Annotated in this window: 14 protein-coding genes; 7 read left to right on the top strand and 7 right to left on the bottom strand. The window is 67.5% G+C overall.

Annotation, left to right across the window (positions count from 1 at the left end):
• Window positions 1–260: 260 nt before the first annotated feature.
• Genes QUV18_RS07695 through QUV18_RS07680 form a run of 4 tightly spaced genes read left to right on the top strand, consistent with a single transcriptional unit; the run spans window position 261 to window position 5,751 of the window.
• On the top strand, window positions 261–2,507 hold the full coding sequence (locus QUV18_RS07695) for a TonB-dependent hemoglobin/transferrin/lactoferrin family receptor (RefSeq protein WP_300893032.1): 2,247 nt from the start codon (window positions 261–263) through the stop codon (window positions 2,505–2,507).
• Complete coding sequence (locus QUV18_RS07690; RefSeq protein WP_300893030.1) at window positions 2,508–4,238, top strand: SbmA/BacA-like family transporter; 1,731 nt, start codon at window positions 2,508–2,510, stop codon at window positions 4,236–4,238.
• Window positions 4,235–4,954, top strand: coding sequence for a ChuX/HutX family heme-like substrate-binding protein (locus tag QUV18_RS07685; protein ID WP_300893028.1), 720 nt, complete (start codon window positions 4,235–4,237; stop codon window positions 4,952–4,954). Before QUV18_RS07690 ends, QUV18_RS07685 begins: the two co-directional genes overlap by 4 nt.
• Complete coding sequence (locus QUV18_RS07680) at window positions 4,951–5,751, top strand: ChaN family lipoprotein (RefSeq protein WP_300893026.1); 801 nt, start codon at window positions 4,951–4,953, stop codon at window positions 5,749–5,751. The genes QUV18_RS07685 and QUV18_RS07680 overlap by 4 nt, the downstream gene beginning before the upstream one ends.
• 31 nt (window positions 5,752–5,782) lie before the next feature.
• Here the strand turns inward: QUV18_RS07680 and QUV18_RS07675 are convergent, their stop codons facing one another.
• From QUV18_RS07675 to QUV18_RS07655, 5 genes are all read right to left on the bottom strand, one after another.
• Entirely contained in the window at window positions 5,783–7,273 is a 1,491-nt protein-coding gene (locus tag QUV18_RS07675; protein WP_300893024.1) for an AMP-binding protein, read from the bottom strand.
• Window positions 7,270–8,673, bottom strand: coding sequence for an aldehyde dehydrogenase family protein (locus tag QUV18_RS07670; protein ID WP_300893022.1), 1,404 nt, complete (start codon window positions 8,671–8,673; stop codon window positions 7,270–7,272). The genes QUV18_RS07675 and QUV18_RS07670 overlap by 4 nt, the downstream gene beginning before the upstream one ends.
• A gap of 62 nt (window positions 8,674–8,735) precedes the next feature.
• The gene (locus tag QUV18_RS07665) at window positions 8,736–9,704 is read right to left on the bottom strand and encodes a tripartite tricarboxylate transporter substrate binding protein (RefSeq protein ID WP_300893021.1); all 969 of its coding nucleotides are present in this window, start codon (window positions 9,702–9,704) and stop codon (window positions 8,736–8,738) included.
• A gap of 42 nt (window positions 9,705–9,746) precedes the next feature.
• Entirely contained in the window at window positions 9,747–10,211 is a 465-nt protein-coding gene (locus QUV18_RS07660; RefSeq protein ID WP_300893020.1) for a tripartite tricarboxylate transporter TctB family protein, read from the bottom strand.
• Complete coding sequence (locus tag QUV18_RS07655) at window positions 10,208–11,737, bottom strand: tripartite tricarboxylate transporter permease (protein WP_300893019.1); 1,530 nt, start codon at window positions 11,735–11,737, stop codon at window positions 10,208–10,210. The genes QUV18_RS07660 and QUV18_RS07655 overlap by 4 nt, the downstream gene beginning before the upstream one ends.
• 116 nt (window positions 11,738–11,853) lie before the next feature.
• On the opposite strand from QUV18_RS07655, the gene QUV18_RS07650 reads away from it, so the two are divergent.
• Window positions 11,854–12,861: a LacI family DNA-binding transcriptional regulator gene (locus tag QUV18_RS07650; RefSeq protein WP_300893017.1), complete on the top strand. Its 1,008-nt coding sequence runs from the start codon at window positions 11,854–11,856 to the stop codon at window positions 12,859–12,861.
• Window positions 12,862–12,875: 14 nt separating this feature from the next.
• Here QUV18_RS07650 and QUV18_RS07645 read toward each other — a convergent pair whose 3' ends face one another.
• Entirely contained in the window at window positions 12,876–13,658 is a 783-nt protein-coding gene (locus QUV18_RS07645) for an IclR family transcriptional regulator (protein ID WP_300893016.1), read from the bottom strand.
• Between the two features lie 97 nt (window positions 13,659–13,755).
• On the opposite strand from QUV18_RS07645, the gene QUV18_RS07640 reads away from it, so the two are divergent.
• Window positions 13,756–15,885: a malate synthase G gene (locus QUV18_RS07640; RefSeq protein WP_300893014.1), complete on the top strand. Its 2,130-nt coding sequence runs from the start codon at window positions 13,756–13,758 to the stop codon at window positions 15,883–15,885.
• Window positions 15,886–15,903: 18 nt separating this feature from the next.
• Complete coding sequence (locus tag QUV18_RS07635) at window positions 15,904–16,323, top strand: heme-binding protein (RefSeq protein ID WP_300893013.1); 420 nt, start codon at window positions 15,904–15,906, stop codon at window positions 16,321–16,323.
• A 25-nt stretch (window positions 16,324–16,348) separates the two neighbouring features.
• Here the strand turns inward: QUV18_RS07635 and ggt are convergent, their stop codons facing one another.
• On the bottom strand, window positions 16,349–17,977 hold the full coding sequence (ggt, locus tag QUV18_RS07630; protein ID WP_300893011.1) for a gamma-glutamyltransferase: 1,629 nt from the start codon (window positions 17,975–17,977) through the stop codon (window positions 16,349–16,351).

Raw genomic sequence — 17,977 nt, 5'->3', positions numbered from 1 at the left:
GTCCGAACAAGGGGGCGAGACCGTGCCGGCCGACATCCCGCGCGCCGCCCCCGCCACCCGAAAATGCCGAAAAACAAGGCGCCCCGGCCCGGACCTGACCCCTGTTTCGGGGCCGGGTACGGCGCGTTCACGAATCCCGGTTCGTCGGCGCCGGATTAAGTTGACTTAAATTATCAGATTAAGTAAGGCGATACCCATAATTCAAGCCAGCCCCTCCGTGCGCCCGCTATCGAACGAGAAACGCACTTGGGGGATGGATCATGTCCAAGCCATTGAAAGTCACGGTGCGCCTTGCGGCGTGCTTCCTGCTGGGCGTATGCCCGGCCTCGCTGGTCTCCGCGCAGGACGGCCATATCGAACTCGGCACCATCACGCTGAACACCGACAGGGCCGGGGGGCAGGTGCTCGACGTGCCCGCCAACGTTACTGTCATCGACGACGACGAGATCGACGACCGCCACATCACCGACATGGAAGAGCTGGTCCGCAACGTGCCCGGCGTCACCGCCCCGCGCCAGACCACCGGCACCGACCCGTTCAGCACCTTCGGCGGCTTCGTCATCCGCGGTGTCGGCGGCAACCGCGTGGCCATGCAGGTCGACGGCTCGCGCGTGCCCGAACGTATCATCGACGGCACCCGCGACTACCTCGATTTCAGCTTCACCAAGCAGGCCGAGATCGTCCGTGGCCCGGCCTCGGTGCTCTGGGGCGCCGACGCGCTGGGCGGGCTCGTGGCCCTCGAAACGCTCGACCCCGAAGACCTGCTCCAGGGCCGCGACCGGGCGCTCAACATGAAGGGCGGGTTCGACAGCTTCGACAACGGCACCGACGTATCGCTCACCTTCGGACAGCGCTTCACCGACGACCTTTCGATCCTCGTCGGGATCAAGCGCGCCACCGCCAACGAGCCGGAACTGACCAATGCCCGCGACGATGGCGGCATCTACGGCTGTTTCCGCAACATCGGTTTCGGCGCCACCACCTGTGGCGAGTTCGACCCGATGAGCACCGAATCCACCCGCACGCTGGCGAAGCTGGTCTGGACGCCCGGCGAAAACCACCGCTTCGAATTCAGCGCCGACATCACCGGCCGTGAAACCGATGTCCGCCAGCTCTCGACGCTGGGGCCGGTCACCTCCACCATCACCGGCGCCCCCACGGGCGAGGTCATCAACCAGAAAGACCGCTTCCTCGACCTCTACCGCGAACGCTACGCGATCGAACACAGCTTCACCCCCGGCGGCGTGATGCGGGAACTGCGCACCACCTTCGCCTACACCCCCAACGGTTACACCCGCACCGGCTTCGAGGCCTCGACCTCGGCCTCGGGCGACAGCATCGTCACCCGGGATTTCCTCGGCTATTCCGAGGATTTCTACGAGCTCGACGTCCAGGCCACGTTCGACTTCATGCTGGGCCAGACCGAGCACGAGCTGATCATGGGCTTCGACGGCGACATCGCCCGCACCGACTACGAACGCCGAGACATCGAAACCAACCTGACCACCGGCGCGGTCACCGACACCCGCGCGGGCGGCTTCAACTTCGCCAACGCTACCACCACCCGCGCCGACATCTACGTGCAGGACCAGGTCACCTTCGCGGGCGGCGCGTTCGAGCTGACGCCGGGCCTACGCTTCGCCACCTACAAGATCGACCCGCGCCCCGACGCCAACTACATGCCGGTGCCGGGCAAGGAGCCGCGCAAGCGCGAACAGGAACGCCTGCTCGCCAGCCTCGGCGCGATCTACCGGTTCGACGACACCTGGTCCGTCTGGGGCAAGTACGGCGAGGGCTTCAAGATGCCCACCGCGCAACAGCTCTACACCTCGCTGCCGGGCGCCTTCTTCAACCTGATCCCCGCGCCCAACCTGCGCCCGGAAGAGGTCAAAAGCTACGAGCTCGGCCTCCGCTTCGAGAAGCCCCTCGGTTTCTTCGCCATCAACGGCTTCTACGCGCAGTATGACGACTTCATCCAGAGCTTCTACAACCCGCCGGGCACCAGCGACTACACCTACCGCAACATCTCCAAGGTCGACATCTGGGGCATCGAGGCGTCGGGCGCGTGGCAATTCACCGACCGCACCGGCGTAGATGTCTCCGCCGCGTGGCAGAAGGGCCGGCAGAAGGTCTCGCCCACGGCGGTCGAGACGCCGCACACCCTGCCGCCGCTCACCGCGACCGTGGCGCTCACGCACGAGATCCCGTCGCGCAACCTCACCCTCGAAGGCGTGGCCACCTTCGCCGCGGACGTGCAGGAAACCGAAAGTCCGACCGACTTCAAACCGGACGGCTACGCGCTGCTCGATCTCTACGCCAAGTGGGAGGTCGTCGATAACGGCTTCATCAAGTTCGGCGTGCAGAACGTGTTCGACAAGCGCTACTTCGTGCCCAACGCCGCCACCTACGGGATGACGGCCAGCACCTCGGTGGCAAACACCAACCCGATCGAGCTGCAGACCGGGCCGGGCCGGACCTTCATGGTCAGCTTCGACAAGACCTTCTAGATGCGCGCCGTATTCCAGCGCATCTATCGCCTGACCCGCCTCGCGGCCTCCGGGCCGCGGGCCTGGGTCGGGCTCACCATGTTCGGTTCGGTGCTCGGCCTGCAATTTGCCGACATCTGGGTCGATGTGCAGATGATCGCCTGGTACAAGCGGTTCTACGACGCGCTGGAAAACCTCGACGCGGCCGCCGCGATCCGCGAGCTCTGGGTCTTCGGCGCCATTGTCCTCCTGTCGTCCATGATCTTCCTGCTGGGCGACTACATCCGCAAGCGGCTGCTCCTGCTCTGGCGGGCGCAACTCACCGACCGCGCCCTCGATGCATGGACGAACGGGCACGCCTACTGGCACCTGCGCCCGGGCCTCTCGCCCAAGTCCGTCGACAACCCCGACCAGCGGATCGCCCAGGATTGCCGCCTCTACATCGAGCTTCTGCTACAGGAAACGCTCGACCTGATCGGCCGCATCGTGGCGCTGGTCTCCTACGTGGTGATCCTCTGGAACCTCTCCGACTTCGTCCTGCGCCTGCCGGTCTTCGGGCGCGAATTCGCCATTCCCCATTACCTCGTCTGGCTGGCCTTCCTCTACGTGGCGGTCTCCAGCCTCTTCACCCACCTGATGGGCCGCCCGCTGAAATCGCTCGTCTTCCGGCAGGAACGGCGCGAGGCCGATTTCCGCTACGCGCTCGTGCAACTGCGCGACAACGCCGGCGAGGTCGCGCAATCCGCGGGCGAGCCGGCCGAGCGCCGCCGCCTCGCACAGCGCTTCGACGGCATCCGCCACAACTGGTATCGCCTCATCGGGCGCGAGTTCATCCTCGGCCTCTTCACCCGGCCCTATTACCAGTCGATCCTGCGCATCCCGCTCTTCTTCTCGCTGCCCGCCTATTTCGCCGGCGCGGTCACGCTGGGCGGGCTGATGCAGCTTTCCAGCGCCTTCGGCCGCGTGACGCAGACGCTCAGCTGGTTCATCTTCTCCTACCGCGACCTGGCCGAGTTCGCCGCCGTCGCCGAACGGCTCGACGACCTCTTCGCCAGCGCCGACCGGCCGCCGCCGATGCCCGGCGCGGCCCGCGACATCATCCGCACCACCGCCTCCGACGACGCGCTGCACGTGCGCAGCCTGCGCCTGGTCACGCCGCAGGGCAGGGCGCTCTTCCCCGTGCCCGACCGCACCATCCACCCCGGCGAACGGGTCTGGATCGCCGGTGCCTCGGGGCAGGGGAAAAGCACGCTGCTCGCGGCCATCTCGGGCGTCTGGCCCTATGGTGAGGGCCAGATCGACCGCCCCGCGAACCGAATCCTCTACCTGCCGCAGAAACCGCACCTCTTCGGCGAGGGGCTCGCCGCCGCCGCCTGCTACCCCGAGGATCCCGCCGATTTCCCGCCGGATCGCATCCGCCAGGTTCTGACCCAGCTTGGCCTCGAACACCGCCTGCCGACCCTTGACGATGACGGCCCCGGCGCGCTCGAAGGGCTGTCGATGGGCGAACGCCAGCGCCTCGCCCTGGCCCGCGTGCTGCTGCTCCGCCCCGACTGGGTCGCGCTTGACGAGGCCACCAGCAGCCTCGATGCCACCGCCGAGGCCGAGATCCTGTCGCTGATCAACCGCTCGCTTCCCGACACCGCGATCCTCTGCGTCTCGCACCGGGATCCGTTCCCGCTCGCCCCCTATTCGATGTGGCAGATCGGCCTGCCGCATCAGGACCAAACCCAACAAAGGAACACCGCATGACCCAAACCGCGCAAGACACCGTTGAAACCGCCATGGGCCGCTGGCGCCTCGACGGGGCCGACCCCGCCGCCATCCTGCAACGCCTGCCGGCGATGGACAGGGTTATGCTCGCCATCCGTCTCGACAATTTCATGCATGAACGGCTCGGCACGGTCGACAGCGTCACCGTCGAAGGCGGCCGCATCCGGATCACCGGCCCCGAACAGTCCGCCGACCTGCCGGCCGACGCCTTCGCCTCTGTCGTGCTCGACATCAGCACGATCATGCGCGACAAGCTCTACCCCCGGCTTGAATTCCTCGACGCCTCGGGCGACCGCATCTTCTCCGTCACCGGGCTCGAAGGGGCCGCACCCATGGAAACAGCACTCGACGGCCTTGCCCGCACCGCGCTGCCCGCCAATCCGCCCGCGCCCCGCGACGACACCGCCGAACCGGCCGAGATCGACCCTGCCGACCCCGGCCTCGCCCTCCTCGAAAAGCTGCAGGAAAGCGCCCAGCCCGTCACCATCACCGCCGAGCTTTCCGGCCTCGCCCAAAACTGGCAGGGTACGATCGAGAAGATCGTTCCGATGGGCGGATATATCAACGTGATGACCAAGGGCTTCCACCTCCACCTCGCCGGCGGCAGCGTCGCGGGCTGGGAAACCGATGCCGACGGCCACCGCGCCCTCGACACGGATGGCGCGCCCACCGGCCTGCGGGTAACCCCGGCATGAAGGCGGGTGACTGGTTCGAACCCGGCACCGGCACGCCGCTGGCCTATGCCGACCTGATCGCCCGGGCCTCCCGTGCCCCGGCGGTCCTGCTTGGCGAAACCCATGACCGCGCCGATATCCACCGCTGGCAGATGCACGTCTCGGCAGCGCTGCTGGCCCATGGCCGCCCGGTCGTGCTGGGCTTCGAGATGTTCCCGGCCCGGCTCAACCCGGTGCTGGCGGAATGGGTGGCAGGCCAGCTCGACGACGAGACTTTCCTCGAGCGCGCCGAATGGGGCGAGGTCTGGAATTTCCCGCCCGAGCTATACCTGCCGATCTTCCGCTTCTGCCGCGACACCGGAACCGAGATGATCGGCCTCAACTGCCGCCGCGGGCTGGTCAGCGAAGTGGGCAAGCTCGGCTGGGACGAGATCGGCGAGGAGGCCCGCGAAGGCCTCACCCCGTCCCGCGACGCCTCGCCCGATTACCGCCGCTACCTGTTCGAGGTCACCGGCGGCGCCCGCCCCGACCGTCAGGCCAAGTCCTCCGAAGACCCCGCCTTCGACCGGTTCGTCCGCGCCCAGCAGACTTGGGACCGCGCCTTCGCCTGCCGCATCGCCGACCGCGCCGCCCAGGACGACGCGCCGCTCGTCATCGGCATCATCGGCCGCGGCCATCTCGAATTCCGTGGCGGCACGCCCTGGCAACTCCAGGATCTCGGCATCCCCGACGCCATGGTCTTCCTGCCCTGGGACGAAGGCACGCCGCATCACCCGGGCCAGTCCGACGCCTCCTGCGTCATGCCGCCCCGGCCTTGAGCCGGCCAGGGGGGCGCCACGGCGCGGCCCCCTACAGCCCCAGGATATCCGCCAGCTTCAGCCTCTGGATCTTCCCCGACGGCCCCTTCGGCAGCTCGTCGAGGAAGTGAATCGCATCCGGCGTCTTGAACGCCCCCAGCTTCCCGCGGCACAGCTCCAGCAGCTCTTCCGCCCCCAGCGTCGATCCCTCCCGCACGGCAACCGCCGCCTCCACCGTCTCGCCATATTTTGCACAGCGCCGGGCAAACGCCGCCGCCTCCACAACGTCGGGATGCGCATAAAGCGCCTCGTCCACCTCGCGCGGGGCGATGTTCTCGCCGCCCTTGATGATCAGCTCCTTCAGCCGCCCGGTGACGAAGACATACCCCTCCCCATCCATCCGGGCCAAATCGCCCGTCCGGAACCAGTCGCCCCGGAAACTCTCCGCCGTGGCCTCCGGGTTCTTCAAATACCCAAGCATCACGTTCGGCCCCCGCACCACGATCTCGCCCTCGGCCTCCGCCGCCATGGCTTTCCCGGCCTCGTCCTGTATCGCCACCTCGCAGCCATAGGCGATGCCCGAAGACCCGATCTTGCGCACACCGGGGGGCAGGGGGTTCGACAGGATCTGCGCCGCCGTCTCCGTCAGCCCCATCGTCTCGATGATCGGCACCGAGAACCGGCTCTCGAAGGCCGATTGCGTCTCCACCGCCAGGGCGGACGAGGCCGAGCGCCCGAAGCGCAGCCGCTTGCGGCACGCCTCGTCCGGCCCCCCTTCGCCATGCAGCAGGTGGGAAATGATCGTCGGCACCGCCGAGAACCACGTCACCCCGCCATCCCCCGCCTGCGCCCAGAACCGCGAGGCCGAGAACCGCCCGACCATCGCCAGCGACCCGCCCGAGACCAGCGCGCTCATCACCGTCACGCACAGCCCGTTGATGTGATAGACCGGCAGCACGCAGAACCCCCGGTCCTCCGGCGTCAGGTCATGGGCAATCGCCGTGGTCCAGCCCCCGGCCAGCAGGCTCGCATGGCTGTGCAGCACCCCCTTCGGTCGCCCCGTCGTGCCGGACGTATACATCAGCAGCGCATGATCCTCCGGCGCCACCTCGTGCAGCGGGCCGTCCCCGCCGCCCCCCGCGCCGATCACCTCCACCCCGGCATCGTTCGCCGCGTCGAACTGATCGCGACAGGCGGGATGCACGAAGGCGAACCGCGCCTCTGAATGCTCCAGCGCATAGGCGATGGCATCCCGCCCGGCGGCCAGGTTGATCATCGTCGCCCGAAACCCGCCAGCGAGCGCCCCGTAAAACGCGGTGATCCCCTCGCGGCTGTTGGGCGCCACGATGGCCACGCTCTCGCCCTTCGCCACGCCCAGCCCCGTCACCCGCCGCGCAAACGACAGCGCGTCCTCGCGTAACTCCGCCCAGCCCAGCGACGTGCCGTCCTCGGGAAACACGATCGCCGTGCCGCCCCCCTCGGCCCGCCGGTCGAGCCACGCGCCCACCGTGCCCGATGGCGGCGTTGCCCGGTCCAGCGTCATGATCCGGCGGCTTTCCAGTAATCGCCGAAGATCTCCTCGAGGCTCGGCTCGTTCGGCGCAATCTCCCGCACGATCCGCGTCGTCTGCAGGAAATGCTTCCAGTGAACGTTGTCGTTGACCGAGTTCCCGCCCCACGCGCCACAGCCCATCGACAGCGAGAATTTCATCCCGTTGGTGAACGACCCGCCCGTGGCAAAGGTATGCGCCTGGTTGACGATCACCCGGCTGGTCGGCACCGCCCGCGCCAGCACCATCGGCCGCGCGTCATCCCCGGTATGCAGCCCCACGGAATGCCCCGCCCCCTGGTGCCTCTGGATCCGGCTGGTGATCTCCACCGCCTCCTCGAAATCCTTCGCCCCGTAAAGCGCCAGCACCCGGCTCAGCTTCTCCTCCGACAGCGGATGCCCCGGCCCGATCCCCTTGGTCGGCACGGCGACATATTCCGTCCCCTCCGGCACCTTGCCCGTCAGCCCCAGCGCCTCGATCATCCGGTCGGCATCCTGCGCCACGACCATCCGGTTCAGGTGCCCATCGGGGAAAAGCGCGGCCACCACCGCCGCCTCGTCCTCGACCACGGCGCCCCCCGCGCGCGCCATCTCCTTCAGGAAATCCTCCCGCACGGCATCCACCACCACCACGGCATTCTCCGACGAGCAGGACGTGGCATTGTCGAAGGTCTTCGACGCCCGGATCTTCTCGGCCGCCGCCGCCAGGTCGGCGGTCTCGTCCACGATCACGGTGACATTGCCGGTGCCCACCGCCACGGCCGGCGTGCCGGCGGTCTGGGCGCGATGCACGTTGTTCTGGCTCCCCGTCGCCACGATCAGGTCGCAGCTCTCCATAAGCCGCTGGGTCTTTTCCTTCGACCCCGGTGCCGGCACCATCTGCACAAGGGCCGGATCCTCGCCGATCTTGGCAAACTCGGCGTGAATGAATTCCAACAGCCGCTCGCAACTCGCCACGCCCTTGGGCGAGGGCGCCACCACGATGGCATTGCCGCACTTGAGCGCGTTGATGATGTTGTTGGCGGGCGTGGCGCCGGGGTTCGTCGAGGGCACGATCGCCCCGATCAGCCCCATCGGCCGGGCGATCTCGGTCAGCCCCGTCGCCGCATCGTCGCTGATCACCCCGTAGGTCGTAACCCCCTTGATATCGCGCAATAATCCAAGCGTCTTGCGATGGTTCTTGACGATCTTGTCGGCCACGTTGCCCAGCCCCGTCGTCTTCACCGCCAGCTCGGCCAGCTCCCGGTTGCGCCCGGGCTCCATGATCGCCCAGCCCACGGCCTGTGCCGCCCGGTCATACCGCTCCTGGCTGCCCTCCGCCTCGTAGCGGGCCTGCGCGGCCCTTGCACTGGCGATCACGGCATCGAGCTCGGGGATCGGGTCAATCGCGTTCATCTTTGAAAACCTTTCCGTAAGCCGGGGCGCGCGGGCCAACCCGCGCACCCCGCATTGCTGGTTCAGAGACCGGCGAGAAGCTCCTTCAGCGTCGCTTCGCGCGCCTTCCACATCTCGATCACCTCGTCGCGGGTCATCACGTGCATGGGCGAGCCGCCGGCCTTCATCTTGTCGGCCACGCGCGAGTTCTCGAACATCGTCGGCACCACCTCGGCCAGCTTGTCGATGATCGGCTGCGGCGTGCCCTTGGGCACCATCACGCCCCGGAAGTTCACGCTGGTATTGTCGATGTCGAAGCCCTGCTCCTGCATCGTCGGCACGTCGGGCAGGAAGTCGCTCCGCTCGTTGTCGAAGACCCCGAGAATCTTCACGTTCCCCGCCTCCTTCGCGCGAAACGCGTCCGACAGGTTGTTGACCCCGCCCAGAACCTCGCCCGCGATCACCGCCTTCATGGCACCGGCGCCGCCCGCGTTGTTGGGAATATAGGCCAGCTTCACCCCGGCCGCCTTCTCAAGCTGAAGCGCGGCGATGTGGTGCCCCACGTAAAGCCCCGCGCCCGAGAAGGTCAGCCCGCCGGGGTTCTCCTTGGCGTAGGCCACGACATCCTCCATCGAGTTGAATTCGCTGTCCGCGCCCACCACGAACACCGCCGGGTCGGCCCCCCAGTTGGCGATCGGCTCGAAACTGTCGGCGCTGTATTCCACCCCGCCCTCGATCGATTGGGCGATGAAATGCGGGATGTTGTAGGCGCCCAGCGTATAGCCGTCGGCCTCGGCCTGCGTCGCCAGCCAGTTCCAGCCGACACGGCCGCCCGCGCCGGGCTTGTTAACGATCGCCATGGGCATGCCAAGCGCATCCTCGTTGCCCGCCGTCATCGTGACGATCCGCGCCTGGAAATCGGTCGCGCCGCCCGCACCGTAGCTGACCATCAGCATCAGCGGGCGTTCGGGGTAGTTCTCGGCCGAGTCCGCGGCTGCGGCCCCGGTCAGGCCCATCAAGGCGATGGACGCGGCTGCGAAAAGGGTCTTCATGGGGTTTCCTCCCTTGGATGTGATCTCTGCCGCTGTTGCGGTTCAGAGGAATATCTCCCGCGGCGTGTAGACGTTGAGCAGCACCGCGAAGAGGCCGTACATCACCGCGACGAAACCCGCGGTGACAATGATGCGCTTGACCCATGTCCGCACCGCGTCATGCGGCGCCGGGTCGTAAAGCGACAGAAGCAGGAAAAAGGCGATGCCCGACGCGGTGTAGAACCCCAGCGCCTGCGCCGCCCAGAACACGTAGACCAGCGCCACGACAAGCCCCGGCAGGATATTCCGCAGCGCCTCCGCCGACAGGCCGATCCCCACCTTGGTCTTGCCCAGCACGGCCTTGCCGAAGGTCCACAGCGCCAGCACCACGAAGGCGGTCGAGATGATCTTCGGAAACAGGAAGGCCCGCGCCGGCTCGGACGTGTAGCTGATATAGGCCACGCCGATCCCCACCGCGGCGATCAGGCCGCTGGCCACGATATGCTGTGTGCGGGGCAGGTCGCTCATGTCGGGGTCTCCCCTCTCACCATCGCGTCTTCCTTGGTGGTGTAGCGCCGGTGCCGAACTTCCATCCAGACCGAGTAGGCGACCGAGGCCACCACCAGCCCGATCAGCGTCAGGTTCAGCAGTCCGGTAAAGAAATAGGCCCCGGTGCTCGACGTCGCCGTTGCGATCATCTTGCCCTGGATGAAATTCGCCTCGGCAATCGGGCCCAGGATCAGCCCCAGCACCAGCGGCGCCGCCGACAGCCCGAACGGCTCGAGGAAGAACATGCCGGTCCCCAGCGCCATCATGACATAGACATCGCCCATCGAGTTCTGCACCGAGTAGCTGCCGAACACCGCCAGCCCAAGCACCACCGCCGCCATCACCGCGTTCGGCACCTGCGCCACCCGCGCCGCCAGCCCGGCCACCAGCAGTCCGAAGACGCACATCAGGATCTGCCCCACCAGCATCGAGTTGATGAAGGTCCACGCCACGTCCGGGTAGTTCTCGAACAGGTCGCTGCCCGGGAAGATCCCGTGGATCAGCAAGCCCCCCAGCAGCACCGCCGCCGTGGGCGAGCCGGGGATCGACAGCGTCAGCAGCGGCACCAGCGACGGGCCCACCATCGCGTTGTTGGCGCTCTCGGCGGCAATCACCCCCTCGCTGTGCCCGGTGCCGAACTTGCGGCTCTCCGGGCTCATCCGGCGCGACTGGTCATAGGCCACCAGCCCCGCGATCTGCCCGCCCACGCCGGGGATCAACCCGATGAACGAGCCCGTCAGCGTCCCGATGGTCAGCGCCCGCGACCGCCGGAACACCTCGCGGATGGCCTCGGTGATCGGATGGCGGCGCACGGTCAGCACCTCCGCCTCCCGCTCCCGCCGGCCCTTCAGGAACATCGAGATCACCTGCGGAATGGCGAACAGCCCGATCAGCGCCGGGATCACGTTGATCCCCCCCGACACGCTGGAATGAAAGATGAAGCGCTGGGCGCCCATGATGTCGTCGAAGCCGATGGTCGACAGCCACAGCCCGATGCACCCTGCCAGCAGACCCTTCACCACCGAACTGGAATCGAGCGACCCGATCACCGTCACCCCGAGAATGGCCAGCCAGAACAGGTGCGACGGCCCGAAGGCCAGCGCCCATTTCGCCAGAAGCGGGGTCAGGAAGATCAGCAGCAGCACCCCGAACACCCCGCCCACAGCCGAGGCCACGAACGAAAGCTGCAACGCCCGCGCCCCTTCGCCCTTCTTGGCCATCGTGTGCCCGTCGAGCGTGGTGGCGATATTCGCGGGCGCGCCCGGTATCTTCAGCAGGATCGCACTCACCGCCCCGCCCGCCACGGTCGAGGTATAGGCGGCCCCAAGCAGAACCAGCCCCTGCGTGGCGTCCAGCCGGAAGGTGAACGGGATCAGCAGCGCCACCGCCATCGTCGGCGACAGGCCCGGCGTCGCACCAAGGATCAGCCCGCCGATCGTCCCGATCAGCAACAGGCCAAAATTGATCGGCGTGAACACGTCACCCATATACGCCAGGAACTCCACGCAGCCCTCCTCCCAAAACGCATTGTGGTTGACGCTCCACGGTAAGAGATGAAAATAGTAATGCAAATGTTTTCATGACTGGGCGTCAATACACGGGGCAACGATATGAAATGACAGTGAAAAAGGCCGATATCCTCGCTGTTGCAAAGGCTGCCCGCGTCTCTCCCTCGACCGTTTCGCGCAGCTTCAACCACCCCGATCTCGTCAAGCCGTCGACTCGCAAACGCATCGACAGGGCGGTCCGTCGGCTGGGCTATATCCGCAACCGCGCGGCCCAGACGATCCACGGCATCCGCAGCGGCACCATCGGCCTTATCGTCCCCACCATCGACCAGGCGATCTTCGCCGAACTGATCCAGAGCTTCTCCGACGCGGTCGAGCAGACGGGCTTCACCATCCTGCTCGCCTCCCACGGCTACAGCCTCGACCGCGAATATGCCCTCACCCGCAAGATGCTCGAACACCGGGTCGACGGCATCGCCCTGATCGGCCTCGACCACGCCACCGACACCTACGAGCTTCTGGCTCAACAGAACACGCCGGCGCTGCTTCTGTGGAACTACGCCGAGGATGCGCCGCTGCCCTGCGTCGGCTCCGACAATTACCGCGCGGGCCACCTGGTCGGCACCCATGTCGCGTCCCTCGGCCACCGTCATATCGCCGCCGTCTTCCCGCCGCTCCACGGCAACGACCGCGCCGCCCAGCGGCTTCAGGGCCTCGCCGACGGCCTGCGCGTCAATGGCGGCGACCCCGAGATCCTGCAACGCGAAACCCCCTACAGCGTCGCCGACGCCAAGCAGGCGGTGGCCGAGCTCATGGCCGCGCCCCGCCGCCCTACCGCCATCGTCTGCGGCAACGACGTGCTGGCCTGGGGCGCGCTGCACGCGCTTGCGCGGCTGGGCATTTCCGTTCCGGATCAGGTCACCGTCACCGGCATCGGCGATTTCCACGGCTCGCAGGATTTCGAACCGGCCCTCACCACCGTCCGCATCCCCGCCCGCGCCATCGGCGCCCGCGCGGCCGAAACCATGGCGGCCATGATCACCACCGACGGCATGGCCGAGAACCTCGCTCTCCCGCCCGAACTCATCGTCCGCGCCACCTCCGCCCCGGCACCTTCCTGATCATCCCGGCCTGATCACCCCGGCGCCGCCACCCCGCCCAGCTTCGCCGTCAGCTCCGCCGCCGCCCGCGCCACCGTCTCGCCGATCGCCCCGATCCGGTCGTCCTGCAGCCGTGCCGCCAGCCCGGAAACCGAGATCGCACAGGCCGCCTCGCCCTGCGGCGACCACACCACCGCCGCGACACAGCGCAGCCCGGTCACGTGCTCCTCGTCGTCCAGCGCAAAGCCTCTCTCCCTGATCCGCGCGATATCCGCCATCGCCGTCTCCAGCCCCCGGTGAGACTGCCCGGTTTGCGGCCGAAACCCGGTGCGCGCCGCAAACGCCGCGATATCCGCATCCTCCCACGTCGCCAGGATCGCCTTGCCCATCCCCGAACAGAAGGCCGGCACCCGCCCGCCGGGGGGCGAGATCGCCCGCATGATCTCGCGGCTCTCCACCTGGCTGATCGTCACCAGCTCGTCATTGTCGAGAATGCCAAGGTTCGCCGTCTCCCGCGTCACGTCCCGCAGCCGCCGCAGGTAGGGCAGGGCGGGCGCCACGAAATTGTGCCGCCGCCCGAAAGCCGCGCCGACCGCGAACGCCTCCCGCCCGACATGCCACAGCGCCCGCTCCGGGTCGAACTGCGCAAACCCCTGCAACTCCAGCGTCGTCAGAAGCCGGTGCGTCGTCGACACCGCCAGCCCCGATTCCCGCGCCATGTCGCTGACCCGCACGCCCTCGTCATGCCGGCTGAGGATCTTCAGCAGGCCAAGCGCACGCGCGACGGATTGAACCCCTTCGGTGGTCTGAGTGCCCATTCGGTATACCTTTCCATACAATGGAAAATATTTTTCCGTTTCTTACAAGCCGCGAAACGCTGCGCTAGGCGTGACGCAACGCAACGGAGGATGGACAATGACCGCGTATGTAGACCGCCACGGGCTCTCCGTGGCCGAACCCCTTGCAAACCTGATCGAGAACGAAGTCCTCACCGGCGTCACGCCCGACGCCTTCTGGTCGGGCTATGCCGAGCTTCTGCGCGACCTCGCCCCGGAGAACGCGGCCCTTCTCGCCAGGCGCGAGAAACTGCAGGAACAGATCGACGACTGGCACGCCTCCCGCCAGGGCCAGCCCCACGATCCCGCCGCCTACCGCGCCCTCCTGGCCGAGATCGGCTACCTCGAACCCGATCCCGCCCCCTTCACCGTCGACACCCAAAACGTCGACCCCGAAATCGCCTCCATCGCCGGGCCCCAGCTTGTCGTGCCGGTGATGAACGCCCGCTTCGCGCTCAACGCCGCCAACGCCCGCTGGGGCTCGCTCTACGATGCGCTCTACGGCACCGACGTGATCGAGGGCGAGCCACAGGGCGACGGCTACGACCCGGACCGCGGTGCCAAGGTCATCGCCTGGGCCCGCGCCCATCTCGACGCGGTCACGCCCTTGGCCCAAGGCAAATGGGCCGATGTCACGGCCCTTGAGGTCACCGACGGCACCCTCTCCGTCACCACGGGCGACACCACAACCCAACTCTCCGATCCCGCCCAGTTCGCCGGCCACACCGACAGCGGCAACATCATCCTCACCGCCCACGGCCTGCTCATCGAACTGGTCATCGACCCAAATTCGCCCATCGGCAAGGACGACCCGGCCAACATCGCCGACGTCAAGCTCGAAAGCGCCCTCACCGCCATCCAGGATTGCGAGGATTCCGTCGCCGCCGTCGATGCCGAGGACAAGTGCCTCGCCTATACCAACTGGCTCGGCCTGATGCGCGGCGATCTCGAGGACAGCTTCGAGAAGGGCGGCAAGACCGTCACCCGCCGCCTCAACCCCGACGTCACCTATACCGACCCGCAAGGCAAAACCGTCACCCACCCGGGCCGCGCCCTGCTGCTCGTGCGCAACGTCGGCCACCTGATGACCACCGATGCCGTGCTGATGGACGGCGCCGAGACCCCCGAGGGCATGCTCGACGCCGCCGTCACCGTCGCCGCCGCCATGCACGACCTCGGCAAGGACGGCCCGCGCAACTCCCGCGCGGGCTCCGTCTATGTGGTCAAACCCAAGATGCACGGCCCCGAGGAAGTGGCCTTCACCAACACCCTCTATGGCCGCGTCGAAGACCTGCTCGGCCTGCCGCGCCACACCGTCAAGATCGGCGTGATGGACGAGGAACGCCGCACCTCCGTCAACCTGCTGGCCTGCATCGAGGCCGTGAAGAACCGCTGCGTCTTCATCAACACCGGCTTTCTCGACCGCACCGGCGACGAGATCCACACCTCCATGCAGGCCGGGCCCGTCGTGCCCAAGGGCGAGATGCAGAAATCGACATGGCTCGCCGCCTACGAGGCCGGCAATGTCGATGCGGGGCTCTCCGCCGGCATGGCGGGCCGCGGCCAGATCGGCAAGGGCATGTGGGCCAAGCCCGACGAGATGGCCGAGATGCTCGAGGCCAAGATCGGCCACCCCCGCGCCGGCGCCAACACCGCGTGGGTGCCGTCGCCCACCGCGGCCACGCTCCACGCCACCCATTACCACCATGTCGACGTGGCGGCCCTTCAAGAGCAGATGAAATCGCGGCAGAAAGCCTCCCGCGACGATCTCCTGACCCTGCCGCTGATGACCGGCCGAAACCTCTCCGCCGACCAGGTCCGCCACGAGCTCGACAATTGCTGCCAGTCCATCCTCGGCTACGTGGTCCGCTGGGTCGACCAGGGCATCGGCTGCTCCAAGGTGCCCGACATCAACGACGTGGCCCTGATGGAAGACCGCGCCACCCTGCGCATCTCCTCGCAGTTCCTCGCCAACTGGCTGCTGCACGGCATCGCCTCCGCGGACGAGGTCGAGGCCTCGCTCAAGCGCATGGCCCCCAAGGTCGATGCCCAGAACGCCCACGACCCGGCCTACACCCCCATGGCCCCCGGCTTCGACGGCCCCGCCTTCACCGCGGCGCATGACCTGATCTTCAAGGGCACCGAACAGCCCTCGGGCTACACCGAACCCCTTCTGCACGCCGCCCGGCGCGCGGCCAAGGCAAGCTGAGAAAAGGACAAGACCCACATGATGACCGTCACCCGCCTCGACCTCGAAGACGCCGGCAAGCTTCTCGCCGGCGCCCGCGCCAAGGCCACCGAAATCGGCGTGCCCATGTGCATCGCCATCACCGACGAAAGCGGCAACCTCATCGCCTTCGAGCGGATGGATGGCGGCAAGGTCACCTCGATCACCATCGCCATCGACAAGAGTTTCACCGCCTCCGGCGCCAAGAAGGCCACCCATGAATACGGCGAGGCCAGCCAGCCCGGCGCACCCGCCTACGGCATCGGCTCGGCGATTTCCGGGCGGCTGATGGTGGTGGGCGGCGGCCTGCCGGTCGTGGTCGACGGCGCCGTCGTGGGCGGCATCGGCGTCAGCTCCGGCACCCCGGCCCAGGACCGCGACGTTGCCGAGGCCGGCATCGCCGCGTTTCTCTCCGCCTGAACCGGCTGACCCGTGCCGGCGCGGCTCAGCCCGCCGGCACCTTCAGCGTCATCCCGTCCGCCCCCGGATCAGCCCCGCCATCGAGGCCCTCCCCGGTGATCCGGATGCCATGCACCCAGGCAATGCCGAAGCTCTGCGGATTGCGGATCACCTCGTATCCCATCCCCTCCAGCTCCTCCGTCACGAAACGCGGGATGCGGTTGGTCACGTCGATGGCATTGCTCGTGGCCGAGAAACGCGGCCGCCAAACGGCCTCCTGCATCGAACAGCCGAAATCCAGCACGTTCAGCACGGCCTGCAACACGCCCATGGCGATCTGCGTCGCCCCCGGCGCGCCGATCACCACGTAAGGCTCCTCGTCCCGGAAGATGATCGACGGCACGACCGAACTGAACCGCGCCTTGCCCGGCGCGATCGAGCCGGGCTGGTTCGGCCGCGGGTCGAACACCCCCATGCAGCCGTTATACATGAAGCCCAGCCCCTCGGTCACCACGCCCGAGGGCATGCCCAGCGAATGGGTCATCGACACGCAAAGCCCGTTGCCATCCACCACCGAGACATGCGTGGTGTCCTTGCTGGGCGCCGCCGGGTCGAAGCGTGGCACGTCGGCCTTTTCGCCCCGCTTGATGCGCCCGGCGCACTCGGCGGCGTAGTCCTTGGACAACAGCCGCTCCGCCGGCACGTCGAGGAAGGCCGGGTCGCCGATCCCCTCGTCCTTGTCGATCGTCGCCCGCTTCATCGCCTCGGCCACCACCCGCACGTATTCGGGGCTGTTATGGCCCATCGCGGCAAGGTCGAAATGCTCCAGGATGTTCAGCATCAGCGACAGCATCAGCCCGCCGCCCGGCGGCTGGTTCGTGGTCACCTTGTAATCGCGGTAGCCCGACACGACCGGCACGTTGATCTGCGCCTGGTAGCCGGCCAGGTCCTCGGCGCTCACCAGCCCGCCATTGGCCTCCATGTCCGCCACGATCTTTTTCCCGATCTCGCCGGTATAGAACGCCTCGGCCCCGTCCTCGGCAATGACCGACAGCGTCCTTGCCAGGTCGGGGTTCACCACCCGGTCGCCCACCTGTTTCGGCGTCCCGTCCTCGCGACAGTAAAGCGCCTTCGCGGCCGGCGTATAGGCGATGCGCTCGTGGTTCGCCACGCGCCCCATCACGGCAGGCTGCGACCAGAAGTAATGCACGTGCGGCCGCACGTCCCAGCCGTCCTCGGCCCAGCGGATCGCCCGGGCCAGCAATTCCTTCCACGGCATCGAGCCATGCCGCTCATGCGCCGTGGCATAGGCCCGCAGCGAGGCTGGCACACAGATCGACTTGTAGCCGATATCGTTCACCCGCCCCTTCAGGATGAACCCGTACCCGTCGCGTGCCTCGCCCTCGATCAGGTCTTCCCACATGTCGCCCGTCGCACTCCCCGGCGCGGGAGAGTGGAAATCGATATACTCGTGCCGCCCGCTTTCCGGCTCATAGACCGCCATGCTGCCGAACCCGGCGATGCCGCACATCATCGGGTCCACCACCCCCTGCACGAAGGCCATGGCAATCGCCGCGTCCACCGCGTTCCCGCCGGCGCGCAGGATCTCGTACCCCGCCTCCGACGCCTCGGGCTGCGGCGACACGACCATCCCGTTCTCGTAATTCTGCGACAT

It is taken from the genome of Roseovarius sp., from assembly GCF_030373445.1.
GTDB lineage: Bacteria > Pseudomonadota > Alphaproteobacteria > Rhodobacterales > Rhodobacteraceae > Roseovarius.
This window is presented reverse-complemented; position numbering and strand designations above follow the sequence as displayed.

Bases quoted from the DNA above. Each gene is read 5' to 3' on its own strand.
- QUV18_RS07695 (WP_300893032.1), top strand. From the start codon at position 261: ATGTCCAAGCCATTGAAAGTCACGGTGCGCCTTGCGGCGTGCTTCCTG.
- QUV18_RS07690 (WP_300893030.1), top strand. From the start codon at position 2,508: ATGCGCGCCGTATTCCAGCGCATCTATCGCCTGACCCGCCTCGCGGCC.
- QUV18_RS07685 (WP_300893028.1), top strand. From the start codon at position 4,235: ATGACCCAAACCGCGCAAGACACCGTTGAAACCGCCATGGGCCGCTGG.
- QUV18_RS07680 (WP_300893026.1), top strand. From the start codon at position 4,951: ATGAAGGCGGGTGACTGGTTCGAACCCGGCACCGGCACGCCGCTGGCC.
- QUV18_RS07675 (WP_300893024.1), bottom strand. From the start codon at position 7,273: ATGACGCTGGACCGGGCAACGCCGCCATCGGGCACGGTGGGCGCGTGG.
- QUV18_RS07670 (WP_300893022.1), bottom strand. From the start codon at position 8,673: ATGAACGCGATTGACCCGATCCCCGAGCTCGATGCCGTGATCGCCAGT.
- QUV18_RS07665 (WP_300893021.1), bottom strand. From the start codon at position 9,704: ATGAAGACCCTTTTCGCAGCCGCGTCCATCGCCTTGATGGGCCTGACC.
- QUV18_RS07660 (WP_300893020.1), bottom strand. From the start codon at position 10,211: ATGAGCGACCTGCCCCGCACACAGCATATCGTGGCCAGCGGCCTGATC.
- QUV18_RS07645 (WP_300893016.1), bottom strand. From the start codon at position 13,658: ATGGGCACTCAGACCACCGAAGGGGTTCAATCCGTCGCGCGTGCGCTT.
- QUV18_RS07640 (WP_300893014.1), top strand. From the start codon at position 13,756: ATGACCGCGTATGTAGACCGCCACGGGCTCTCCGTGGCCGAACCCCTT.
- QUV18_RS07635 (WP_300893013.1), top strand. From the start codon at position 15,904: ATGATGACCGTCACCCGCCTCGACCTCGAAGACGCCGGCAAGCTTCTC.
- ggt (WP_300893011.1), bottom strand. From the start codon at position 17,977: ATGTCGCAGAATTACGAGAACGGGATGGTCGTGTCGCCGCAGCCCGAG.